Consider the following 23,105-nt stretch of genomic DNA (forward strand, 5'->3'; position numbering starts at 1 on the left):
CGGCTACGCAGGCTTCTTGTACATCCTCGTCGCCGTGATCTCGCTGTGCACCGCCTCGCCGGCCCGGGGCTGCTGGGGCAGTCCGGGCCGCAGGTGCTCCTCCACGCTGATGTACTTCAGGCCCGCTCTGAGGTCGGCGTCGTTGCGCAGGCGGATCACCAGCGGGAACTCGGCGAGCGCGGTCGTGTCGAACAGACCGGTGGTGTACAGCAGCTGGACGCCGAGCGCGTCCGACACGGCGCGCTGCAGCTCCAGCAGGTACGTGGCGTTGGCGCGGCCGATCGGGTTGTCCAGGAACAGCGTCCCGGCGTGCCGGTGCTTGTCCCGCCCCCGGTCGTTCGACCGCAGCGCGGCCATCGTGCAGTACAGGGCGATGGCGGCGGTCAGCAGCTGCCCGCCGGAGAAGACGTCGCCCATCTGGCCGACGGGCACGCGCTCGGCGCGCAGTACGGCGTCGGGCTTGAGGATCTCGACGGCGACGCCCTTCGGCTGCAGCGCCGCCGCGACCCCGCGCAGCAGCAGGGACATGCCGTCACGGCGCAGGTCGGAGTTCTTCTTCACGGCCGCGCGGGTGGCCTCGTCGATGACCTCGCCGAGCCGCTCGGTGAGCGTGGCCTGGTCGGGTTCCTCGAAGCGGATGCGCAGGAACTCCTGTCCGGACCATTCGCCGAGGCCCTCGGGGAGCCGGGAGAGCCGCTGGGCGGAGCGCAGGGTTGCGAGGGCGGACTCGACCAGACCCCGCAGACGGTCCACGATCGAGCCGCGGTTGCGCTCCAGCTGGGCCAACTCGTCGGTGAGCACCCGCAGTCGGGGCGCGAAGGCGTCCGCCCACTTCTGTGCGTGCTCCGGCAGCGCGGACGCGGGCAGTTCCCGGATCTGCTGCCGGGCGGGGGTGCGCACCTGCTCGTAGCGCGTGGAGTTGGCGTGCCGGACGAGCACGTCGCTCGCCTCGCGCACGGCCGCCTCGGCGGCGGACAGGTCGGCGGCGCAGCCGCGCAACGAGCGGCGGGCCTCGGCGGCGGCGTGCCGGGCCTCCTCCAGGTCGCCGGGGTACGGCTCCGGCTCCTCCTGCTCCTCCTCGGGGGCGTGTTCGCGCAGCAGGTCGCGGAGCATCGCGGCGATCTCGTCGAAGCCGCCGGCCGCGTCCTCGGCTGCCCGGTGGGCCTGCAGCAGCTCGGCGTGCGCCTCGCGGGCCGCGGCCAGCGCCTCGGTACGGGACGCCAGTTCACCGTTCGCGGTGCGCAGCAGCGCCTGGGCGTGCTCGGCGTCGCGCGGGAGCAGTTCCTCGGGCAGCTCGGTGTGCGCCTCGCCGCCCTCGGGCGCGTGCCGCTCCGCCTCACCGCGCAGCCGGCCGAGCTGCTCGCTCGCGCTCGACATGCGGGTCTCCAGGAGCTGCACCAGCTCCTCCGCGCGCGCGGCTGCCGCCTGCCGGGAGGGGCCGTCGGAGCCGTCGGGCGACTGAAGCAACTGCTCGGCGCGGGTGCGGACCTTGTTGCTGAGCCGGTCCAGTTCGGCGCGGGCAGCGCTCTCGTCGCTCTCCGCGCGGGCCTGCTCGGCGCGCAGGTCGGCACCGACGCCGACCTTCTCGTACACCTGGGAGGCCGCCCGGTAGGCCTCACGGAGGGCGGGCAGGGACGCCTTCTGGGCGTCGGTGTCGTCGACCGGTACGTCGTCCGGGGCTCCGGCGATCTCGGAGCGCTCGGCGCGCAGGGCGCGCGCGGTGCGGCGGGCGTCGTCGGCGGCGCGCTGGGCGGCGCGGCGGTCCTCGTCGGCGGCGCGGGCACGCTCCAGGCAGGTCTGTGCGCGGGCCTCGGACTCCGTCGCCTCGTCGGCGAGTTCACGCAGGCGGGCCTGCCAGCCGGCGCGCTCGCGCAGCCGGTAGGCGAGTCCGGCGAGGGCATCGGCGGCGCGCCGGGCCTTCTGCGCGGCCTCCTGCCGCTCGTCGCGGACCTGCGCGGCCTCGGCGGCGGCCTCGTCGGCCTCCGCGCGCACGGTGCGGGCCTCGGCCAGCTCGGCCTCGGTCTCCTCGGCGAACGACCTGGCCTCCTCGGCGAGCTGGGCCAGCTCGGTGAGGCGGCCGGCGGGGCAGCCGGCGCGCCAGGAGGCGAGCCGGGCAGCCAGTTCGCGGTCCTTGCCGAGCCGGGCCGCGAGGCTGCGGATCTCGTCGTCGCGTTCGGTCGCCCGCGCGCGCAGCGCCTGCCGTTCCTCGTCGGCGGCGTGCTCGTCGTGCATGGCCGGGTTCGGGGGCACGAGGAACACGTCGCCCGGGGTGGCGTCGGCGGCGGGTGGCGGCGCGAGCAGGGCGGCGGCCGTGCCGACCGCGACGGCGGAGCGGGGCAGCAGGGCGGCGTCACCGAGGACCTCGCGGGCACGCGCGTGCGTGTCCGGGTCGGTGATGACGACACCGTCGACGAGTTCGGGGCGGGCGGCGAGCACGCGCGCGTGGTCGGCGGGGTCGACGGCCTGGGCGAGATAGCGCCAGCCGGGCAGCGCCGGGATGCCGTGCTCGCCGAGGAACTCCACGGTGGCCAGGACGTCCGGGCCGGGCGGCAGCAGTCCGCCGTCGCCGAGCGCGCCGAGGATGCGGGAGTCGTCGGCGGCGGCGGTGCGCAGGTCGAACAGGTGCCGTTCGGCACTCGAGACGGCGTCGTCCAGCAACTCGCACAACTCGTCGGCGAAGCGGTCGAGTTCCTCGGCGGTGAGCGGGCCCTCGGCGGGGACGGCCGGCTCCGCCGCGGATCCCGCGTGCGCGTCGTCGTCCATGTCCGTCCTCGGGGCGGGCACCCGCGCCCGGCCCGGCGCACCCGGCAGGCTGAGCAGTTCGGCGAGCCGCTCCTGTGCGGCCAGGGACTCGGCGAGGCGCCGCTCGGCCTCGTGGGCCCGCTCGGCCGCCGTCGCGGCGTCCGCGGCGCGGGCCGCGGTCAGTTCCGCCCGGGACTCGGCGGAGGCCGCCTCGCGCGCGTGCTCGACGACCTTGCGGGCGGCCTCGCGGGCCGTGTCCCAGGCGGCTACGGCACTCTTCTCGGCGTCGCTGGCGGCGAGTGCGGCACGCGCCGGGTCGGCGTCCGGGGCGCTGTCGTCGAGCCAGCCCGCGCGGACCGCCTCGGCGGTCTCCTGCTCGACCTCGGCGAGGCGCTGGCGCAGATGCCCGGCCTCGCTGCGGGCGCGCTGCGCCTCGGTCGCGGCGGCGGTGGAGTCGCGGTGGGCGCAGTCGCCGGCGTCCTGGAGTGCGGCGGAGCGCTCCTCCTCCTCGTTGGCGAGCGTCTCGGCGCTCTCGGCGGCCGAGTGCAGGGCCCGTACGAGGTCCACGGCGGCCTTGGCGCGGGCGGCGAGCGCGGGCGCGGCGTCCCGCTCGGCCTCCTGGATGGCGGCCGACACGCGCGCGACGCGGTCGGCGGCGGCGCGGTGGCGCAGCACGGCCTCGGCGGCCTGCCAGGCGGAGTGGAGGGTGCGCGCGTCGGCCAGCTCGCGCTTCTGCGCGGCGGCGGACTTCTCGGCGGCGGCAAGGGCCAGGGAGGCGTGCCGGTAGGCGAGTTCGGCGGCGATCAGGGCGCTGCGCTCGCGGGCGCCCTCGGAGTGGGTGGCGGCGTACGCGGCGGCCGTGACCCGCTGGGCCAGGTCCGCGGCCCGTACCCGCTCCTGGACCGCCCGCGCGGACAGCCGCCGGGCGAGGGTGCGGGTACGGCGCTCGGCTCCGGCGTGGACGTCACGCGCGCGTGAACGGGCGTCGGCGGCCTCGACGATCCGGCCGAGCAGATCGGCCGAGCCGGCGGTGAAGTCCCGTTCGGCGATCAGCTCGGCGCGCCGGCCCAGCTTGTTGCCGAAGCCGCTGACGAGGTCGGCGAGGCCGTCGGTGTCCCGGGTGTCGGTGACGGCGCGCAGCAGCAGGTCGGTGAAGTCGGAGTCCTTCTTCACCGCGAAGAGACCGGCCGCCTCGCCCTCGTCGGCGTTCATCTCCCGCTGGTAGCGGAAGAGTTCGGGGTCGAGGCCGAGATCGCCGAGGTGCTCGATCCAGCGGTCGTGGATCTCCTCCCAGTGCACTTCCAGGTGCGGGTAGGCCTTGCCGGCCTCCATGAGGGCGTCGCGGAAGCCCTTCATGGTGCGGCGCCGGCCCTGGGCGCCCGAGGCGCCCTCGACGGGCGGTCGTACGGCCGTGGCCTCGGCGACCGGCAGGTTGTCCAGGCTCAGACCGGGGCCGGGGCGGAACGAGTACCAGGCCTCGGCGAACTTGCGCGGGTCGTTGGAGACCTGCCGGCCGCGCCACTCGCTGACCTTGCCGACGACGACGCACTCGCCGGTGTGCACATGCTGCCATTCCAGCGCCACGTGTCCGCAGTCGTCGGCCAGCAGGAACTTGCGCAGCACACCGGAGCTGGCGCCGCCGAGGGTGTTGCGGTGGCCCGGCAGCATCACCGAGAAGATCAGCTTGAGCAGGACCGACTTGCCTCCGCCGTTCTCCAGGAAGAGCACGCCCGCGGGCGCGGGCCGGCGCGGCGGACCGGACGGCTCCTCCTCGAAGAACTCCGCCTGCATGGGGGCCGGGTCGGGCACGGGCTCGCCGACACCCCGCAGGTCAAGCACGGTGTCGGCGTAGCGCGCACCGGCGGGACCGATGGAGTAGAGGCGGACCCGGGACAGCTCGTACATGGCGGACTCTCGTAAGTCTGGTGAAAGGTGCGGTGGTTCTGGACTCTTCGGGGCCTTTCGGCCCTCAGGAGTGGAAGGGCAGCCCGGCGTCGGCCACCAGCTCCAGGTCCTCGGTGTCGTCGGCGGCCAGCAGGCTGGCCGTGCCGTCCGTCACGGGTACGACGCCCAGCTCGAGCAGTTCGGCCATGGCGGCGCTACCGGCCATGTCACGGACCTGGAGCTGGTATCGGGCCGTGGTGCGGTACGTGCCGCCGCTGTCGTCGCCGGTGCGCTGCAGGAAGCCCGAGTCGGTGAGGAAGGCCAGGGCCTTGGCCACGATGCCGGTGGTGGAGGCGGCCGGCCGGCGGGCGTCCTTGGTGGCGCCGGTGGCGCTGCGTCTGGCCCAGATCCGCCAGGCGGCCTCCAGTGCGGGTGCGTCGGTCGCCGGGTCGGTGTTCTCGCCCAGCTCCTCGGCCCGCTCCTCCAGACGCCGGCAGGCCTGTCGTACGAACGCGTCGACGCCGTTGACGGTGACACGGCCGATGTAGGCGTCGTCGGCCAGGTCCTCCGGGCGCGGGAACGCCAGGGCCGCGGCGGCCAGATGGGCGAGGCCGTGCAGGAAGCGGTCGCCGGAGTCGGCGGCGGTGCGACGCGCGTAGTCCCCCATGCGGACGGCGAACACCGAGTCCTCGGCGGCCGTCACGGCCATCCCCGCGCGCGCGGACACCTCCAGCACCACGAGCCCCAGACCTGCGGCGACGGCGTCGGCGAGCCGCGCGAACGCCGGGTCGTCCCGGTAGCGGCGCAGCAGCTCCGTGTACTCCTGGTCGCGCGCGGGCTGCAGCTTGGGCTGCAGCCCGAAGGCGACGAGCCGCGCCGCGTCGGCGGCGTCGGCGGGGGTGACGGCGGCGGGTGCCGACGGGGCGGCCGGCTCCGCCTCACTCCACTCGACGTGCTCGGTCACGGCTTCGGCTCCTTGTCGCGTTCCTGCTCGGTCATGCTGCTTCCGTCCGGTCCGCCGCCATCCCCGCCGCGTCCAGCAGCGCGGTGCCCACGATCAGGTCCGCCCCGCCGAACTCGGGATCGTCCAGCTCGGTCCCGTCGTCCACGGCGAACAGCAGCTTCTCCTCGCCCTGCCGGTAGGCCGTGCCGACGGCGGGGCTGGCCGCGTGGACGGCCAACAGGGCCACCAGGTAGGCCAGATCGGGGTCTGCGGTCCGCCGGGCCTCGGCCAGCAGGCCCGACAGCCTGCGCGGCGCGTCGGCCGGAAGGTCCAACAACTCGGTCGCGGCGGCCAGTTGCTCCTCGCTGAACCGGCTGTCGTCGGGGGTGGCGATCAGATCCGGCTCGGGCATCTCCGCGCCCAGATGCTCCCGCTCCACCGGCGGCGTCAGCAGTATCTCGACGAGGTCGCCGACCCGCACCGACACCGGCGTGCGCGGGCCCGTGCCGCGCGCGAAGAACGCGTCCGTCACCCGGATCGCCTGCTCCATGGGCAACGGCAGGACGGGGGCGACGAGATGGCCGTACAGATCGATTCCGGAGGTCGCCGCCGGGGCGGCGAAGGCCTGCCGGTCCTGCTCGGCGCGGAACAGCGGGCCCGCTTCCAGCAGCCGCGACTGCAGCTGCGTGTGGCGCCGGATGCAGTCCTTGACGATGTCGACCAGCTCGGCGGCGCGCCGCTTGTGCTCGGGCTCCTCGGTCTCGTCGCGGGCCTTGCGGATGTTGGTGAGGATCGCGTTCTCGTGGCGGTAGCGGTCGGCCACGTGGTCCAGGGCCTCGGCGATCATGTCGGGCACGGCGCTCAGCCAGTCGACCGCGCGGACGTTGCGCCGGGTGGCGTCCAGGGCGCGGCGCAGGGTCTCCGAGTACTGCACCGTGCGGTAGCGGGCCTGCTCGGCGGCGAGCTGGGCGTCGGCGAGGCGGCCGCGGCTGATCAGCACCTCCAGCTTGACCTCGGCAGCGATCTGGGCGCTGGTGACGTCGGTGTCCAGGGCTCCGACCAGGACGTTGACCGCCTCGTCCGTCGTGCGCAGATAGACCGTGCCGCCGGGGCCGGGGACCTCTTCGATCAGCTTGAAGTCGTAGTCCCTGCGGACGTAGGTGCCGTCCGGGGCGAAGGTGCCGTAGACGGCGCGGAAGCCGCGGTCGGCGCTGCCGACGTTGATCAGGTTCTCCAGGACCCAGCGGGCCACGCGCTCGTGCTCGGCGGTCGGGCGGTGCGGGGCCTGGGCGGCGATGCGCGGGACGAGCCGGGCCACGATCTGCTCGTGGTCGGCGCCGGTGTCGAAGTCCATGTTGAGCGTGACCAGGTCGATGGCGGCGAGGGCCACCTCGGCCATGCCGTACACCGAGTACTCACCGGCCAGGTTGGCCTTGCGCGCGTCCAGGTCGTGCAGCGGCGCGGTGCAGGCGAGCGCGCGCAGCCGACGCGCCAGCCCCTCGTCGGCGGCCGGACCCGGAGCCGGGCGCGGCGCCGCGCTGAGCTGGGGCGGAACACGGTCCGTCGATGCAGGCGAAGTCACGGTGCACAGACTAGGTCCTCGGTCTGACATCGACCCAAACGAGAGGCTCCGCCGGTTTGACCGACCTGGCCGCGGACGCTGCCCTCAGGGCGCGCTCTCCTCGCCCACCCGTCGCCGGTACACCTCCACCACCCGCTCCAGCGAGTCGGCGAGGTAGGTCTCCAGCAGCCGCTCGGCCTCGCGCCTGGCGCCGGTCTGCAGCGCCCGCAGGATCTCCAGGTTGCGGACGAGGTAGGGCTCGTGCAGGCGGCGCGGGTCGTCGACGACGTGGAAGGCGAGCCTCAGCTCGGCGAAGACGCTGCGCATCAGTTCGTCGGTGCGCTCGCTGCCCGCGAGGGCGACCAGTTCCCGGTGGAAGTGGATGTTGGCGGTGCCCAGCGCCTTCCAGTCGTTCTCGGCGGCCGCCGACTCCCCCTCGCGGACGGCCGCGGCCACCCCCTCCAGCGGGTAGGGCGGCTCGCCCAGCCCGCGGACGACGGCGCACTCGACCAGGGCGCGGGTGCGGTAGATGTCCTCGACGTCCTCGACGGTCAGGACCCGCACGAACACACCGCGGTTCAGTTCGTGGACCAGCAGGCGTTCGTGCGTGAGCAGCCGGAAGGCCTCGCGCAGCGTGTTGCGGGACACGCCGAGCGCCCCGCCGATGCCGTCTTCCGACAGCCGGGTGCCGGGCGGGAAGTACCCGTCGGCGATGCGCGTCCGGAGGATGTCCGAAACCCGCTCCGCCGTGCTCGTGCGCCCCAGGAGCGCACGGTCGTCCGCCAGTGCCGTCAGCTGCTCTGCCATGCCCGGAATTCAATCGCACGCACCGGAACGAGACAACGTGAGCATTGAAGGATCGTTCAACGATCCTGGCCGCAAGGGTGGGGCACCGTCGGCGGAGCCCGGCCCTCGGTACGGACCAGGTCCCGGCCGGACGGCGGCCGGCGGTCGGACCGCCCGACCCGCCGGCCGCGGGCGGCCTATCCGGTGACCGCGGTGGTCCGCCCCGCCTGCGCCCCGACCGCCGGACGCGCCGTGTCCGGCACCGTCACCTCGCGGGCCGCATCCGCCATGGCGACCTCGCGGCCCGCGTCCAGCACCGTCACGTCGCGAGCCGCACCCGGCGCCGTCACCTCGCGGCCCGTCACCGCCGGCGTGGCCGGGCCGGCCGTACCCGGCATCGCGGTCGCGCGCGTGGGACCGGGGATCACCGCAGGTCTCGTGCCCGTGCCTGCGGGGCGCCGCTGAGCCTCGGCGTCCTCGCCCGTGCCCTCGGCCAGGGCCGCCAGGGCCGCGGAGACCGCCGCCGAGGCGCTCACGTCGAGGCGGCCGCTGGTGCCCCGGGCCCGGTGGCGCAGTTCGTCGGCCGCCAGGCGCAGCAGCTGCGGCAGCAGATCACGGCAGCGCCGGACCACCCAGCCGGTGCCGGCCGTGGCCAGCCAGAGCAGGCTCGCCGCCCGGGTCGGTGCGGGGAACTCCGGCTCCGGAGACGGTGGCCGGCCCGTCGCGCGGCCCGCCTCGGTGAGCAGGGCGTGGAAGCGGACGGCGAGCTGCCGGTGCCCGCGCTCGCCCGGGTGCAGCCGGTCCGCGCTCCACAGGGCCCGGTCGGTGATCCAGACACCCTCCGCGGCGTGCATGTGGACGGCCCCGTAGCGCTCGGACAGCGCGTGGACGACCGTGTTGACGGCCCGTTGCCGGCGGGCCAGCGGCCGGGCCAGGGAGCCCGGCAGGCCCAGCATCGCGCCGGGGTCGGGCAGACAGGCGGTGAGCAGCGTGGCACCCGCGCGGGTGAAGGTCGCGTAGACCTCGTCGAGGTGGGCGGCCACCGCCTGGATGTCGAAGGTGCGGCGCAGTGTGTCGTTCACGCCGATCACCACCGACACGACGTCGGGACGGAGTTCGAGGGCGGCCGGCGTCTGCCGCTCCGCGACGTCACGGGTCTGTGCGCCGCTGACCGCCAGGTTGGTGAACTGCACGTCGGCGGCGGCCTCGGCGAGGGAGGGCGCCAGCAGCGCGGCCCAGCCCCGCCAGCCGTCCCCGGCGGGGTCGCCCACGCCCTGGGTCAGCGAGTCCCCGAGGGCGACGAAGCGGACGGGTCTCATGCCACGCCCTCCGGCACGATGCGACGTGCGCCGGTGGGGCGCGCGTCGGCGGGACGGAGCACCTCGGCGTCGTGGGCCGCGAGGAACGCCTCCACGGCCGTTCCCCAGCCGAAGCACTCGGCACGCGCGCGTGCCGCGTCGCGCCGCTCGGGTTCACCGCGGTCCAGGAGCAGCTCCACGGCGTCGGCGAACGCCTCGCCGCGGTCGGCGGCGGTGGCCCCGGCGGAGCCGATCACCTCGGGCAGCGCGGACGAGGCGCTCGCCACCACGGGCGTGCCGCACGCCATGGCCTCCAGGGCGGCGAGCCCGAAGGTCTCGGCGGGCCCGGGGGCGAGGGCGACGTCCGCGGTGGCCTGCAGGGCGCCGAGCGCGTCGCGGTCGGAGACGTGTCCGAGGAACGTCACCGGCAGCCCGTGCTCTCGCGCGCGCTGCTCCAGCCGGAGCTTGAGCGGCCCGTCCCCGGCCACCACGAGCACGGCGCGCCGCCCGCGCCGCACCAGTGCCTCCAGGGCGTCCAGGGCCGTGCCGGGCCGCTTCTCCACCGACAGCCGCGAGCACATGACGAGCAGTGCCTCGCCATCACGCGCGTGCAGGGTGCGCAGCCCCGGGTCGCGCAGCGCGGGGTGGCGTTCCATCAGGTCGACGCCGAGGGGGGCGCGTACGACGTTGCGCGCGCCGATGCGTACGAACTCGCGCTCGGCGAACTCGGTCGTGCACACCACCCGTGAGTAGACGTGCGCGGTACGGGTGTTGAGGGCGTCGGCGGCCCGGCGGGAGAGGTTCTCGGACAGTCCCCAGGTACGCAGCACGCCGTCGGCGGTCTCGTGGGAGACCATCACGGCGGGCACGCGCGCGCGGCGGGCCCAGCGGCCGGTCCAGCGCAGGGTCGTACGGTCGGAGACCTCCAGGCGGTCCGGGGCCAGCTCCTCCAGGAGGGCGGCCACGCGCCGCTTGTCGGTGAGGACGCGGTAGCCGCCGGTGCCGGGCAGCAGCGGGCCGGGCAGGGTGATGACCCGGCCCTGCTCGGTGTCGCGGTCGGTGTGCCGTTCGCCGGGCACGACGAGCACCGGTTCGTGGCCCGCCGCCTGGAAGCCCTTGCCCAGCTCACGCAGGGCGGTGCGCAGGCCGCCGGAGGACGGGGCGACGAAGTTGGCGAGCCGGACGATGCGCAGGGACTGTCCGGTCATGCCGCCACCGCCGTCCTGCGGGCCGCGAGGACCTCGCCGTAGTGGGCGATCAGCTGGTCGCCGACGGCGGCCCAGGTGCGGCCCTCGACCATGGTGCGCGCGGCGGTGCCGTACGCGGTCCGCAGCGCGGCGTCGGCGGCCAGTTCGCGCACGGCCTCCTGGACGGCGGCGCCGTCGCGCGGCGGGACGAGCAGTCCGGTGCGCCCGTGGGCGACCAGGTCGAGCGGGCCGCCGGCGGCCGGTGCGACGACCGGGACCCCGCTGGCCATGGCCTCCTGGACGGTCTGGCAGAACGTCTCGAAGGGGCCGGTGTGGGCGAACACGTCCAGCGAGGCGAAGATCCGGGCCAGGTCGCCGCCGGTACGGCGGCCGAGGAAGACGGCGCCGGGCAGCGCCTCGGTGAGGTGGGCGTGGCTGGGCCCGTCGCCGACGATCACGACCTTGACGCCCGGCAGGGCGCAGGCGCCGGCGAGGAGTTCGACGTGCTTCTCGGGGGCGAGCCGGCCGACGTAGCCGACGATGACCTCGCCGTCGGGGGCGAGTTCGCGGCGCAGGGCCTCGTCGCGGAGATCTGGCCGAAAACGGACGGTGTCCACGCCCCGAGGCCACAGCCGGACCCGGGGCACGCCGTGCGCCTCCAGGTCGCCGAGGGCGGCGCTGGACGGGGCCAGGGTGCGGTCGGAGGCGGCGTGCACGGAGCGGATCCGCCGCCAGGCGGCCGCCTCGCCGGCGCCCATGTAGGTGCGGGCGTATCCGGCCAGATCGGTCTGGTAGACGGCGACGGCGGGGATGCCGAGCTTGGCGGCGGCGGCCATGCCGCGGACGCCGAGGACGAAGGGGCTGGCGAGATGGACCACGTCGGGGCGGTGCTCGACGAGCGCCGCGGCGAGGCGCCGACTGGGTAGGGCGACGCGGACCTGGGGGTAGCCGGGGAGCGGGAGGGAGGGGATCCGGACGACCGGGCACGGAGCGTCCGTGTCCGGTCCGGTGCCCGGAGCGGGGGCGGGGGCGACGACGAGCGGGTGGTGACCGCGATCTACGAGGTGCCGGGCGGTCTGGAGCGCGCAGTGGGCCACGCCGTTCACATCGGGGGGAAAGGATTCGGTCACGATGACGACACGCATACGGGTGTTGTCGCCGCGCGGGGCGTGGCCGCGTCGACTTCGATCTTTCCGCTCGGGGAACGTCCCATGAGCGTTGGGCTGCACACCCGAGCAGGTCAGACGGCGGTCATGACCACCTGACCTGCGGGACACCCGGTGTTCACACGGCGGGCGGTCGTCCGCCCGGGCCGTGTGTGCACGCGGGGGGGGGGTCAGCCGAGGGCTGCGTCGGGTCCGAAGCGGCTGCGGACCGCTGTCTGCACCTCCGCCTCCTCGGCCGGATCGGCGGCCAGGCGGCGCAGGCGTTCCACGACCCGGGTGTCGCCGGTCTCGGCGTGCCGGGCGGCGAGTTCGCGGGTGGTCTCCTCGCAGTCCCACAGGCATTCGACGGCGAAGCCGGCGGCGAAGGAGGGGTCGGTGGCGGCCAGGGCGCGGGCGGCGCGCCCGCGCAGATGGGAGGAGGCCGTCTCACGGTAGATGTGGCGCAGTACGGGGGCGGCGCAGGCGATCCCCAGGCGTCCGGTGCCGTCGACGAGGGTCCACAGCGTGGGCGCGTCGGGGCCCTCGCCGCGTACGGCCTCACGGAGGGCGCCGAGGACCAGGTCACGGTCCTGGACGCCGCCACGGCAGGCGAGCATTCGTCCGGCGGCGGCGCCGAGCGCGTCGGGGCGCTGCGCCCAGCGGCGCGCGCGGTCGACGGCGGCGACGCTGCGCATCCGTTCGAAGGCGTCGACGGCGGCCTCCACGACGACGGTCGTGCCGTCGACGACGGCGGCCTCGACCAGGTCGAGCGCATCGGGGTCGTTGCTGTCGGCGAGATAGCGCAGCGCGGTGCAGCGGGCCCCGTCGATGCCGTTCCGGGCGGCCTGGACGATCTCCGGCCGGTCCTCGGGACCGGCCACGGCGACCAGACAGCGGGCGGCCGGCACATGCAGGGCGGCGCCGCGCTCCATGCCCTGCTGGGCCCATTCGAAGACGGCGCGCACGCTCCACCCGGGCCGTGGGCCGGTGGGGCGCATCTGGCGCTGCCAGCGGTCGAAACAGCCGGTTTCCTGTGCGGCGCGCACGCGTGTCGCGATCGATTCGCGCGCATCCTCGGCCCACAGGCGCCAGGGCCTCGGCTCGAAGGCGTCGCGCACGGCGGCGGCCAGCTCGGCCTCGCCCTCGGGGTCGGCGGGGAAGCGGGCCAGGACGGGCACGGCGAGGGCGCGCAGGCCCGCGTCGTCGTCCCTGAGGGCCAGCTCGTCCAGGGCCCAGGCCCAGTTGGAGCCGTGGGCGGCGTACCTGCGCAGCAGTCCGAGCGCGTCCTGCCTGCCGTAGGAGGCGAGGTGCCCGAGCACGGCCAGGGAGAGGCCGGTGCGGGACTCGTCGGTGTCGAGGACGTCCTCGGTGTCGAAGAGGTGCGCCTCGATCGCGTCCAGCTCGCCGTTGAGGTCGAGGTAGAGCCGGGCGTAGTAGAGGGAGCGGTTCTCCACCTGCCAGTCGTGGCGGGGATCGCGCAGCACACAGTGGTTCAGGGCCGCGAGCGCCTCGGCCCGCGGGGCGGTGAGCGCATGCAGCGTGCCGTCGCCGCGGCCCCGCTGAAGCAGGCCGAGCAGCGTACCGCTGGGCGCTATGACCGGATCGAACATGGGAAACAGCCTCACATCAAGCGTCGACGCAACCGGGGAACACGCACTACCTGGCCGCGTGACACAACGTCGGAGCGCCCGCCGTCTCTTGCTTGCTGTAGACCATCTCTCTCTGCCTCTCGTCTGTGGCCCATGCGGACCGCATCACGGTCCGCGCGGTGCGGCAACACCTGCCCAGCCATCGCGTCCGTGAATCACGACGTCATGATGACCCGCGGTGTGTGCTGCCGCGACCGTATTTCCGGCGGCCCTTTACCGCCTCCCCCGTTTTCTCTGTCGTACCTGGTCAGGACATGCGCGTCAGTGCGCGCCGAACAACTCCAGGAGTTCCGTCTTGCCGAACATCCGGGCGGTGTCGACGGCCGACGGCGTGCCCGCCCCGGGGTCGGCTCCGCCCTCCAGGAGGGCCTTGATGACTTCGGTCTCACCCTTGAAGACCGCGCCCGCGAGCGGGGTCTGGCCCCGGTCGTTGATCTGGTCCGCCGCGGCGCCCCGGGCGAGCAGGGCACGCACCGCCTCGGCGTGGCCGTGGTAGGCGGCGAGCATCACCAGGGAGTCGCCGCGGTCGTTGGTGAGGCCGGCCGGAACACCGGCGTCGACGTACGCGACGAGCGCCTCGGTCTGGCCCTGGCGGGCCAGATCGAAGATCTTGGTCGCCAGCTCCACGACCTCGGGGTCGGGGGCTTCGGTCATCGGCCGGACCGCCTCTCCTGGAAACTTCGGGGACTTGGGGAGCGTACGGCACCGAGCGGAACACGGCCGTACGAGTGAATCGCCAGCGTACTGGCTCGGCGGCACATGACCGGATGTGCCCGAGGTAAAGATCAGCCTCAGCCCCCGCCGGAGGCAAGAGCCCAGCTCGACAGGGCCGGAACGGCTGCGCCAAGTGGACGCAATAGACCGAATTTCACCCAGTTGCACCTTTAATCGTATGGATACATCCTGTGATCCTGGAAGAACTCATGGTGACTGTCCCCCACCTTCGACACCAGGAGGTCCGAAATGATCCTCTCCGTCTCAGGCGTCATGTTCCTCGGCGTCATCGTCTTCCTCTTCTTCCGCAAGGACGGCCTCAAGGGCTCGCACGCGTGCACCTCGGCCCTGTTCGGCTTCTACCTGGCCAGCACGGGCATCGCGCCGAGCATCAAGGCCGGCGGCGAGAGCCTGGCGAGCCTCCTCGGCGGCATCAAGTTCTGACCTCGCCTCGCCCGTCCCGCCCGCACGCACGCACCATCAGGAGACAGCAGTGGCCCGGCGCCCTCTCCCCCGCATTCTGAGCAAGGACAGCGCCCAGCTGGCCCGGACGCAGATCGCCCGGAGCCGGGAACTGGCCCGGACGGCGGCCGACAGCGCCACCGACGTCCTCCACCCACTGATCACCGTCACGCGCGGGCTGCGCCTGCTGGCCGCTGCCGGGCGGCGAAGATGGGCGGACACGCCCAAGGACAGGCGCGGGCCGCTGTTGTTCCTGGTGGCCTCGGTGACCTTCGCTGTGGCACTGATGCCGTACGGGCCGCTGCTCGCCGTCATCGCCCTGATGGCGGCGGCCGGCTGGCAGGGCCGTGACCGCACCCCACCGGCCCCCGACGGGCCCGACGAGTCCCAGATCGAGCGGCTCCAGTCCCTCTACGAGGCCCTGGTGCCCTACTTCTCCAGCCCCGAGGACCCGGCCCCGCTGTACGCGCACGGCGGGGAGTGGGACAAGGCGTTCCCGGCCCACGAGTTCGACGACGCCGGGCGTGTCGACCACCTCGTGATCCGGTACCCCGCCTACTTCCCGGACGGCGAGTCCGATGCCCGCGCGCGGATCGAGCAGCTGCTCACCGCGAAGTCCGGGCGGGGCCGCGAATACCGCTTCGGGTGGGACGAGGAGGGCAACCAGTTGACCGTCACCGTCCTGCCCCCGCTGCCCGCCGACATCCCGGCCCAGCACTTCGTCACCGCGCCGGGCGAGACGGTCCTCGGGTTCAGCGACCCGAGCGAGGTCCAGCGCACGCTTCCCCTCTCCTACGGCGAGGAGCAGATCGACGTCCCGCCGATCGTCTGGCGCACCGGCGTCCGCTCCACCGAGCCGCACCTGCTGGCCATGGGCCACCCGGGCACCGGCGTCTCGACGCTGCTGCGCTCCATCGCCCTGCAGGCCCTGCGGTACGGCGACGTCCTGATCGTCGACGGCGGCGGCACCGGCGAGTACGCGTGCCTGACCGGCCGGGACGGGGTGCTCACGGTGGAGTGCGCGCTGCCCGGGGCGCTGGCGAGCCTGGAGTGGGCCGCGCAGGAGACCGAGCGGCGGCTCGTCGCCATCAACCTGGCCCGGCAGGCGGGGGATCCGCCGCCGGCCGACTCCCGGCGCGCGCTGTGGATCCTGGTGGACCGCCCGTCCGTCTTCGCCCACCTCGCCGCGGCGGACGGCCGCAGGGACCCGCAGGAGCTTCTCCAGGTGCCGCTGCGGCACGGCCGCGCGGCGAACCTGACGGTCGTCGTGGCCGAGCAGTTCGACAGCGCGGACACGCTCGGCGACGCGGTGCGTCAGCACACACGCGCGCGTGTCGTCCTCGGGGCCGCGACACCTCGGCAGGTGGAGGCGGTGCTGGGCGCTCCGCCGCACACCACCCCGCTCGGGCAGGTGCCGCCGGGGCGGGGGTACGCCCGGCTGGGGTCCGGTCCCGTGCACCGGCTCCAGGTGCCGCGCACCCCGGATCCGTACGACGACGCGACCAGTGACGCCGACCGGCAGGCGGTGCTGGGCCTGCTGCCGCCACGGGCCACCATCGTGGCGGCGGAGCCGGCACAGCCCCGCGAGCCGACGGACCTGACGAAGCCGGCGGTACCTGTGGAGGCCGTGGCGGCCGAGCCTTCATGAGGGGTCCGGCCACGCCGGAATGATCCCGACGACACCCTCCTAGGCCACGAACGTGCGCGGCGCGTCCGCCGCCCCCGTGCCCCCGCTCTCCACGATGCGTGCCGCCGCGGCCAGCCGGACCGCGGCCTCGTCCGCCACCGGTCCCCCGACGGTGAACGGCAGCCGGACATAGCCCTCGAACGCGCCGTCCACGCCGAAGCGCGGCCCGGAGGGCACACGGACGCCGGCGCGCTCGCCCGCCTCGGCGAGCCGGGAGCCGGACAGGCCGCCGGCCCGGACCCACAAGGTCAGACCGCCCTGCGGAATGTCGAACTCCCAGTCCGGCAGTTCACGCCGGACCGCCGCCACCAGCGCGTCCCGGTTCGCCCGGGCCTGGACCCGGCGCAACTCGACCGCCTGCTCCCAACCTCCGGTGCTGAACAGCCAGTTGACGGCGAGCTGCTCCAGCACCGGCGTACCGAGATCGGCGTACGCCCGCGCGGCGACCAGGCTGCGGATGACGTCCGGAGCCGCCCGCACCCAGCCGATGCGCATGCCCGCCCAGAACGCCTTGCTGGCCGAGCCGACCGTGATGACGGTCGAGCCGGCCGGGTCGAAGGCGCAGACCCGGCGCGGCATGCCGGCGCCCGCGCACTCCTCGTCCAGCCACAGCTCGGTCATCGTCTCGTCGGCGACGAGCACCGTGCCGGCCGAGCGCGCCGCGTCCACCAGCCGGCGCCGCTGGTCCTCGTCGGCGAGCGCGCCGGTGGGGTTGTGGAAGTCGGCGACCACATAGGCGAGCCGTGGTGCGGCCTCGCGCAGCACCTGGCGCCAGCGGTCCACGTCCCAGCCGGACAGCCCCTCGGCCATCGCGACGGGGACCAGCCGGGCGCCCGCCTCACGCATCAGCTGCAGGATGTTGGCGTAGGAGGGGGACTCCACGGCGATCCGCTCGCCGCGGCCCGCGAAGAGATGACAGATCGCGTCGATGGCTCCCATCGCGCCGGTCGTCACCATGATCTGCTCGGGCATGGTGGGGATCCCGCACGCCGTGTACCGCTCGGCGATCATCGCGCGCAGGGCGGGCAGACCGGCCGGGTAGTCGCCGTGCGTGTGGGCGTACGGAGGCAGTTCCTCCAGGGCGCCCTGCACGGCGCGGGTGAGCCACGGCTCGGGGGCGGGCAGAGCGGCACAGCCCAGATCGATCATCGAGCCGAGCGCCTCCGGGGGCAGCGGCTCGAGTCCACGGGCGGGCAGCGGGTTGCCCGCCGGGACGGCGGTCCAGCTGCCGGCTCCGCGCCGGGACTCCAGGAATCCCTCACCGCGCAGCGCCTCGTACGCGGCCGCGACGGTGGTCCGGCTCACGGACAGGGAGAGGGCGAGTTCACGCTCGGCGGGCAGCCGGGCGGCCACCGGGACGCGCCCTTCGAGCACCAGCAGCCGGATGCCGTCGGCGAGGGAGCGGTAGGCGGGCGGACGGCGGGTGCCGGGCCCGGCCGGACGCTCCTGCTGGGAGTTGAGGAGCCGGGCGAGCTGCGCGGCACCCATCGCCGAGGTCCACTGCGCCATGTCAATCAGTCCACCTTCCCCGAATTGGCCATGGATGGCCTTTCACGCCAAGCCACAGAGTGACATGCGTCAGGCCACCGCCACCACCCAGGGGGGTATCCCGTGTCCGCTCCGAGCCGATTCGGACGCCGCTTGTTCCAGCTGTACGCGGGGCTCGCGCTGTACGGCACGAGTTCCGCTCTTCTGGTGCGGGCGGGCCTCGGGCTGGAACCCTGGAACGTGCTGCACCAGGGCCTCGCCGAACGCACCGGACTCAACATGGGCCTGGTGCTGACGCTCGTGGGGGCGGCCGTCCTGCTGCTGTGGATTCCGCTGCGGCAGCGCCCCGGACTCGGCACCGTCTCCAACGTCCTGGTGATCGGCTTCGCGATGGACGCCACCATGGCCGTGCTCCCCGAAGCGCACGCCCTGGCGCTCCGCGTGCCGCTCCTCCTCTCGGGCGTCGTGCTCAACGGTCTGGCGACCGGCCTGTACATCTCCGCAGACTTCGGGCCGGGCCCGCGCGACGGCCTGATGACCGGACTGCACCGGCGCACGGGCCGCTCGGTCCGGCAGATCCGGACGGCCGTCGAGGTCACCGTCGTCGCGACCGGCTTCGCCCTCGGCGGCAGCGTGGGCGTGGGGACCGTCCTGTACGCGCTGTCCATCGGCCCGCTCGCGCAGTTCTTCCTGCGCGTGTTCGCCGCCCCGCCGGCACCGGGGCGCAGCACGGTCGTTGCCACGGGGCAACCGGAACGCGCCATACTGCGTCCGTGACCACCGCGATACGCCACCCCTACCTCGACCATCCCGGCCCGATCCCCTTCGCCCACCGGGGCGGGGCGGCCGACGGGCTGGAGAACACCGTGGCGCAGTTCCGGCGCGCGGTGCAGACCGGCTACCGGTACATCGAGACCGACGTGCACGCCACGGCCGACGGCCGGCTCGTCGCCTTCCACGACTCGACGCTCGACCGGGTCACCGACGGCGCCGGCCGCATCGCCGACCTGCCGTGGGAGGACATACGGCACGCGCGCGTGGGCGGCCGTGAACCGGTGCCGCTGTTCGAGGAGTTGCTGGAGACCTTCCCCGAGGTCCGCTGGAACGTCGACATCAAGGCGGAGCCCGCGCTGCGCCCGCTGCTGGAGCTGATCGAGCGCACCGACGCCTGGGACCGGGTCTGCGTGGGCTCGTTCTCCGAGGCTCGCGTGCTGCGCGCCCAGCGGCTGGCCGGGCCGCGGCTGGCCACCTCGTTCGGCACACGCGGGGTGCTGAATCTGCGCCTTCGCTCGTGGGGGCTGCCGGCCGCCGTACGCCGCTCCGCGGTCGCCGCCCAGGTGCCCGAGGCCCAGTCGGGGGTCCCGGTCGTCGACCACCGCTTCGTCCGCGCCGCCCACGCGCGCGGGCTGCAGGTCCACGTGTGGACGATCAACGAACCCGAGCGCATGCACCGGCTCCTGGACCTCGGCGTCGATGGCATCATGACCGATCACATCGACACGTTGCGCAAGGTCATGGAGGACCGCGGCGTCTGGGGCTGAGCGCCCGACCGCCACGGCCCGCGCCTTCGCAGTTGAGCGGGGAAGCGAGGGCACGGGTGCGAACCGACACCGTGCGGACGGGGGCGGCGGACGAGACCGCCAGCCTGCGGCGCGAGCAGCGCGGCTGGTACTTCTACGACTGGGCCTGCTCGGTCTATTCGACGAGCGTGGTGACGGTCTTCCTCGGGCCCTACCTCACCGCGGTCGCCGAGCGGGCCGCGGACGCCGACGGTTATGTGCATCCGCTGGGCGTCCCGGTCCGGGCGGGCTCCTTCTTCGCCTACACGGTGTCCCTGTCGGTGATCCTGGCGGTCGTGGTGATGCCGCTCGTCGGCAGCGCCGCGGACCGTACGGGCCGCAAGAAGCCGCTGCTCGCGGCCGCGGCGTACACCGGGGCCGCGGCGACCACGGGCATGTTCTTCCTGGACGGCGACCGGTATCTGCTCGGCGGGCTGCTGCTGGTGGTGGCCAACGCCGCGCAGTCCGTCGGGATGATGCTCTACAACTCCTACCTGCCGCAGATCGCCCCGCCCGAGGAGCGTGACGCGGTCTCCTCGCGGGGCTGGGCCTTCGGCTACGCGGCGGGCTCCACGGTCCTCGTCGCCAACCTGGTCCTGTACTCGGCCCACGACTCCTTCGGCCTGACCCAGACGGCCGCGGTCCGCGTCTGCCTGGCCTCGGCGGGCCTGTGGTGGGGTGCCTTCACGCTCGTACCGCTGCGCAGGCTGCGCGACCGGCACACGCGCGTGGAGCGCGCCACGGCACCCGGACTCAAGCAGCTCACGGCGACGGTCCGGGACATGCGCCGCCACCCGCTGACGCTCGGCTTCCTGCTGGCGTACCTGATCTACAACGACGGCATCCAGACGGTGATCTCACAGGCCTCCGTCTACGGCTCGCAGGAACTGGGCCTCGGCCAGTCGACGCTCATCGTGGCCGTGCTGCTGGTGCAGGTGCTGGCGGTGGCCGGCGCGCTGGCGATGGGCCGGCTGGCCCGGGTCTACGGTGCCCAGCGGACGATCCTGGGTTCGCTGGTGGCCTGGACGGTCACGCTGGCGGCGGGCTACTTCCTGCCCGCGAAGGCGCCGGTGTTCTTCTTCGTGCTGGCCGCCGGGATCGGCCTGGTCCTCGGCGGCAGCCAGGCGCTGTCCCGCTCGATGTTCTCCCATCTCGTGCCGCCCGGCAAGGAGGCCGAGTACTTCTCGGCGTACGAGATGAGCGACCGCGGGATGAGCTGGCTCGGGCCGCTGCTGTTCGGCATGACCTACCAGATGACCGGAAGCTATCGCTCCGCGATCATCTCGCTGGTGGCCTTCTTCATCATCGGTTTCGCCCTGCTGGCGCGGGTCCCGGTGCGCAGGGCGATCGCCGAGGCGGGGAATCCGGTACCCGAGAAGTTTTAGCATCGATTTAGCACTCAACCCGAAAGGGCGGTAGTGTACGCCTTTGGCCTGCCAGGCGTACCGTTACTGCGCGTCAAAGATGCCGAAACGCTGGGTGACATCTGCTAGCAGATGTGACAAACCGGGCGCCGGTGGGTACGACATTTGTCAGCAAGGCTGCGGCTACGACGGCGACGCATCACCCGGAACGGGACACGGAACGGGAATCTTTACCGCCGACCGGACGTTGACCGGATGACGACGACAGCGACACCTGTCCTGTGGGCGACAAGCCCGGGAGGCACGATTCATGAGTGAGCGAGCTCTTCGCGGTACGCGCCTCGTGGTGACCAGCTACGAGACGGACCGCGGTATCGACCTGGCCCCGCGCCAGGCCGTGGAGTACGCATGTGAGAAGGGGCATCGTTTCGAGATGCCCTTCTCGGTCGAGGCGGAGATTCCGCCGGAGTGGGAGTGCAAGGTCTGCGGGGCCCAGGCACTCCTCGTCGACGGCGACGGCCCTGAGGAGAAGAAGGCCAAGCCCGCGCGTACCCACTGGGACATGCTGATGGAGCGGCGCACCCGTGAGGAACTCGAAGAGGTCCTCGAGGAGCGTCTGGCGGTTCTGCGCTCGGGGGCGATGAACATCGCGGTTCACCCCCGGGACAGCCGCAAGTCGGCGTAGTCCCAACAGGGGCTGGGCCGAGACACAGCGCACATCGAAGAACCGCGGGCGCCGTACGTGAAGTCTACGTACGGCGCCCGCGGTTCACCCATGTCCGAGATCCGGCTCACCGCGTCAGCGGCGGGTACTGCTCCCCCGGCTCGGGCCGCTCCGGCCGGTCCTCACGCAGGACCTCGCCCTGGACCACCTTGCCGTCGGGACGGTGGATACGGGCCTGCTGGAACGCGTCTTTGAGGCTGCCCGCACCGGCGGTGCGCAGCCGCTTGTCCAGAGCGTTCTCGGCGTAGCGGCTCACGGCCTTCTGGACCGGGGGGAGCAGCAGAAGCAGGCCGGCGGCGTCGGAGACCAGGCCGGGGATCATCAGCAGCAGGCCGCCGAGCATCATCAGGCCGTTGCCACCGCCGCGCTCCGGCGAACCGCCCCGCTGCAGCGCCTCGTTCAGACTCTGGAAGGCGCGGCGGCCGGCCCGCTTGATGACCACGGAGCCGGCCACGAAGCCCGCGACGAGCAGCAGGAACACCGCGAGCCCCCCGGCCGCGCCCGCGACCAGGGTGAGCAGCCAGATCTCCAGCACCAGCCAGGCGGCGACCCCCAGCGGCAGATACCTGCGCAGCCGGGAGCGCCGGGGCCGGGAGGTGGTGTACGGGGAGGTCGGAACGCCAGTCGTCATGCTCCCAGTGTGCCTGGCGACGGCTCAGTGCGGGATAAGGGGTCGATCAGGCCCGGTCGCGCGACGGGATCGGTCGCGGCCGAGCCACGGCCTACGGCGCCTAGGCCCGCTTGGCGGCCCGGCCGCCGGCCATGCCCTTGAACTTGGCGACCCGCTCTGCGGCACCCCAGGCGGTGACCCGCCACAGCGCCTCGACCAGGATGTTCTTGCTCATCTTGGAGTCGCCGAGTTCGCGCTCGACGAAGGTGATCGGGACCTCGACCACGTGATAGCCGGCCTTGACCGCGCGGCGGGCCAGGTCGACCTGGAAGCAGTAGCCCTGCGAGGCGACCTCGTCCAGGCCCAGGCCCTGCAGGGTCTCGCGGCGGAACGCGCGGTAGCCGCCGGTGATGTCACGCAGCGGCAGGTCGAGGGCGAGCCGGGAGTAGAGGCTGCCGCCACGGGAGATGAACTCGCGGGACTTGGGCCAGTTCACCACACGGCCGCCGGTCACCCAGCGGGAGCCGAGCACCAGGTCGGCGCCCTTGAGGGCGGTGAGCAGACGGGGCAGTTCCTCGGGCTGGTGGGAGCCGTCGGCGTCCATCTCGACCAGCACGCCGTAGTCGCGCTCCAGGCCCCAGCGGAAGCCCGCCAGGTAGGCGGCCCCGAGGCCCTCCTTGCCCTTGCGGTGCATCACCTGGACGTTGGCGTCATCGGCTGCGAGTTCGTCGGCGAGCTTGCCCGTGCCGTCGGGACTGTTGTCGTCCGCGATCAGTACGTGCGCCTCGGGGACGGCCTTGCGTACCCGGCCGACGATGGTCTTGATGTTCTCCGCCTCGTTGTAGGTCGGGATGATCACCAAGGCCGTGCCGAGCGGACCGAACTGCCTCCCCTGGGCCTTGGCCGCGAGGGTCCCGTCGCCGTCGTTCACTGCTGCCCCTTCTGGTTGTACGCAGGGATCCACCATAGTGGCCTCGGCCTGGCATGACGTGCCGACTCGTTCGTATAGCGGGTGTCGATTCCGCAAGAGAGGGGTAAGAACGCGCTTTTCGGCACCTTAGAGACGTGCCGTCGCGCTTTCCCCGCCACGGCGGATGGGGGCCCGGCGCCCTTCGGGCCGACCTGGGACCCGCTGGCTGCGGATCGACCGAGAGCCGTTGTCTACTGAGCGCACGGGCCCCACCCGGGTCACACCTTGCCGGGCCGGAACGTTCCCTCGGCGGCGCGCGCGCTGAGCCTGGCTCCCAGTGACGGTGCCCCGGTGCGGCACACCGTCCCTGACCCAGCGACGCGGCGCTGCGA

General features: G+C 73.7%; 17 protein-coding genes and 1 pseudogene. 6 read left to right on the forward strand and 12 right to left on the reverse strand.

Features of this window, described 5'->3' with window-relative positions:
• Window positions 1-3: 3 nt before the first annotated feature.
• The 9 genes and pseudogenes from AQI95_RS27830 to AQI95_RS27870 all read right to left on the reverse strand — a co-directional run bounded on the left by AQI95_RS27830 (window position 4) and on the right by AQI95_RS27870 (window position 13,849).
• A complete protein-coding gene (locus AQI95_RS27830; RefSeq protein WP_067129581.1) occupies window positions 4-4,647 on the reverse strand; it encodes a hypothetical protein in 4,644 nt (1,547 codons plus the stop codon).
• A gap of 64 nt (window positions 4,648-4,711) precedes the next feature.
• Complete coding sequence (locus AQI95_RS27835) at window positions 4,712-5,590, reverse strand: hypothetical protein (protein ID WP_067129584.1); 879 nt, start codon at window positions 5,588-5,590, stop codon at window positions 4,712-4,714.
• Window positions 5,591-5,621: 31 nt separating this feature from the next.
• A complete protein-coding gene (locus AQI95_RS27840) occupies window positions 5,622-7,151 on the reverse strand; it encodes a hypothetical protein (RefSeq protein WP_067129587.1) in 1,530 nt (509 codons plus the stop codon).
• A gap of 84 nt (window positions 7,152-7,235) precedes the next feature.
• Window positions 7,236-7,937, reverse strand: a complete 702-nt coding sequence (locus AQI95_RS27845; protein WP_067129590.1) for a GntR family transcriptional regulator — start codon at window positions 7,935-7,937, stop codon at window positions 7,236-7,238.
• A gap of 470 nt (window positions 7,938-8,407) precedes the next feature.
• Window positions 8,408-9,235, reverse strand: a pseudogene (locus tag AQI95_RS27850) (SGNH/GDSL hydrolase family protein); the annotation flags it as partial.
• The gene (locus AQI95_RS27855) at window positions 9,232-10,422 is read right to left on the reverse strand and encodes a glycosyltransferase (protein ID WP_067129593.1); all 1,191 of its coding nucleotides are present in this window, start codon (window positions 10,420-10,422) and stop codon (window positions 9,232-9,234) included. The gene AQI95_RS27855 and the pseudogene AQI95_RS27850, both read right to left, overlap by 4 nt.
• Window positions 10,419-11,546: a glycosyltransferase family 4 protein gene (locus tag AQI95_RS27860; RefSeq protein WP_067129596.1), complete on the reverse strand. Its 1,128-nt coding sequence runs from the start codon at window positions 11,544-11,546 to the stop codon at window positions 10,419-10,421. The genes AQI95_RS27855 and AQI95_RS27860 overlap by 4 nt, the downstream gene beginning before the upstream one ends.
• A gap of 191 nt (window positions 11,547-11,737) precedes the next feature.
• The gene (locus AQI95_RS27865; RefSeq protein WP_067129598.1) at window positions 11,738-13,156 is read right to left on the reverse strand and encodes a hypothetical protein; all 1,419 of its coding nucleotides are present in this window, start codon (window positions 13,154-13,156) and stop codon (window positions 11,738-11,740) included.
• A 300-nt stretch (window positions 13,157-13,456) separates the two neighbouring features.
• The gene (locus tag AQI95_RS27870) at window positions 13,457-13,849 is read right to left on the reverse strand and encodes an ankyrin repeat domain-containing protein (RefSeq protein WP_067129601.1); all 393 of its coding nucleotides are present in this window, start codon (window positions 13,847-13,849) and stop codon (window positions 13,457-13,459) included.
• Window positions 13,850-14,158: 309 nt separating this feature from the next.
• On the opposite strand from AQI95_RS27870, the gene AQI95_RS27875 reads away from it, so the two are divergent.
• Together AQI95_RS27875 and AQI95_RS27880 are read left to right on the forward strand one after the other, a co-directional pair.
• A complete protein-coding gene (locus tag AQI95_RS27875) occupies window positions 14,159-14,353 on the forward strand; it encodes a hypothetical protein (RefSeq protein WP_067129604.1) in 195 nt (64 codons plus the stop codon).
• 49 nt (window positions 14,354-14,402) lie between these two features.
• On the forward strand, window positions 14,403-16,019 hold the full coding sequence (locus AQI95_RS27880) for a hypothetical protein (RefSeq protein WP_067129607.1): 1,617 nt from the start codon (window positions 14,403-14,405) through the stop codon (window positions 16,017-16,019).
• A gap of 39 nt (window positions 16,020-16,058) precedes the next feature.
• Here the strand turns inward: AQI95_RS27880 and AQI95_RS27885 are convergent, their stop codons facing one another.
• Complete coding sequence (locus AQI95_RS27885; protein ID WP_067129610.1) at window positions 16,059-17,567, reverse strand: SCO1417 family PLP biosynthesis transcription factor; 1,509 nt, start codon at window positions 17,565-17,567, stop codon at window positions 16,059-16,061.
• A 102-nt stretch (window positions 17,568-17,669) separates the two neighbouring features.
• On the opposite strand from AQI95_RS27885, the gene yczE reads away from it, so the two are divergent.
• The 4 genes from yczE (at window position 17,670) to AQI95_RS27905 (ending at window position 21,154) form a co-directional block, all read left to right on the forward strand.
• A complete protein-coding gene (gene yczE / locus AQI95_RS27890; RefSeq protein WP_067129613.1) occupies window positions 17,670-18,323 on the forward strand; it encodes a membrane protein YczE in 654 nt (217 codons plus the stop codon).
• Window positions 18,320-19,087 (forward strand): glycerophosphodiester phosphodiesterase family protein, encoded by a 768-nt coding sequence (locus AQI95_RS27895; protein ID WP_067129616.1) that lies wholly within the window; start codon window positions 18,320-18,322, stop codon window positions 19,085-19,087. The genes yczE and AQI95_RS27895 overlap by 4 nt, the downstream gene beginning before the upstream one ends.
• 56 nt (window positions 19,088-19,143) lie before the next feature.
• Window positions 19,144-20,490 carry an MFS transporter gene (locus AQI95_RS27900; protein WP_067129619.1) on the forward strand — a complete coding sequence of 449 codons (1,347 nt, stop codon included), beginning with the start codon at window positions 19,144-19,146 and terminating at the stop codon, window positions 20,488-20,490.
• A 289-nt stretch (window positions 20,491-20,779) separates the two neighbouring features.
• A complete protein-coding gene (locus AQI95_RS27905) occupies window positions 20,780-21,154 on the forward strand; it encodes an RNA polymerase-binding protein RbpA (RefSeq protein WP_003977404.1) in 375 nt (124 codons plus the stop codon).
• 106 nt (window positions 21,155-21,260) lie between these two features.
• Here AQI95_RS27905 and fxsA read toward each other — a convergent pair whose 3' ends face one another.
• A complete protein-coding gene (gene fxsA, locus AQI95_RS27910) occupies window positions 21,261-21,824 on the reverse strand; it encodes an FxsA family membrane protein (protein WP_067129622.1) in 564 nt (187 codons plus the stop codon).
• Between the two features lie 100 nt (window positions 21,825-21,924).
• Complete coding sequence (locus AQI95_RS27915) at window positions 21,925-22,734, reverse strand: polyprenol monophosphomannose synthase (RefSeq protein ID WP_067129625.1); 810 nt, start codon at window positions 22,732-22,734, stop codon at window positions 21,925-21,927.
• Window positions 22,735-23,105 lie beyond the last annotated feature (371 nt).

Origin of the sequence: Streptomyces yokosukanensis (genome assembly GCF_001514035.1) — a bacterium.
Classification (GTDB): domain Bacteria; phylum Actinomycetota; class Actinomycetes; order Streptomycetales; family Streptomycetaceae; genus Streptomyces; species Streptomyces yokosukanensis.

Excerpts from the sequence above, each read along its gene's own strand:
- AQI95_RS27855 (WP_067129593.1), bottom strand. The coding sequence starts at position 10,422 with ATGACCGGACAGTCCCTGCGCATCGTCCGGCTCGCCAACTTCGTCGCC.
- AQI95_RS27865 (WP_067129598.1), bottom strand. The coding sequence starts at position 13,156 with ATGTTCGATCCGGTCATAGCGCCCAGCGGTACGCTGCTCGGCCTGCTT.
- AQI95_RS27875 (WP_067129604.1), top strand. The coding sequence starts at position 14,159 with ATGATCCTCTCCGTCTCAGGCGTCATGTTCCTCGGCGTCATCGTCTTC.
- AQI95_RS27845 (WP_067129590.1), bottom strand. The coding sequence starts at position 7,937 with ATGGCAGAGCAGCTGACGGCACTGGCGGACGACCGTGCGCTCCTGGGG.
- AQI95_RS27885 (WP_067129610.1), bottom strand. The coding sequence starts at position 17,567 with ATGGCGCAGTGGACCTCGGCGATGGGTGCCGCGCAGCTCGCCCGGCTC.
- AQI95_RS27860 (WP_067129596.1), bottom strand. The coding sequence starts at position 11,546 with ATGCGTGTCGTCATCGTGACCGAATCCTTTCCCCCCGATGTGAACGGC.
- fxsA (WP_067129622.1), bottom strand. The coding sequence starts at position 21,824 with ATGACGACTGGCGTTCCGACCTCCCCGTACACCACCTCCCGGCCCCGG.
- AQI95_RS27905 (WP_003977404.1), top strand. The coding sequence starts at position 20,780 with ATGAGTGAGCGAGCTCTTCGCGGTACGCGCCTCGTGGTGACCAGCTAC.
- AQI95_RS27870 (WP_067129601.1), bottom strand. The coding sequence starts at position 13,849 with ATGACCGAAGCCCCCGACCCCGAGGTCGTGGAGCTGGCGACCAAGATC.
- AQI95_RS27830 (WP_067129581.1), bottom strand. The coding sequence starts at position 4,647 with ATGTACGAGCTGTCCCGGGTCCGCCTCTACTCCATCGGTCCCGCCGGT.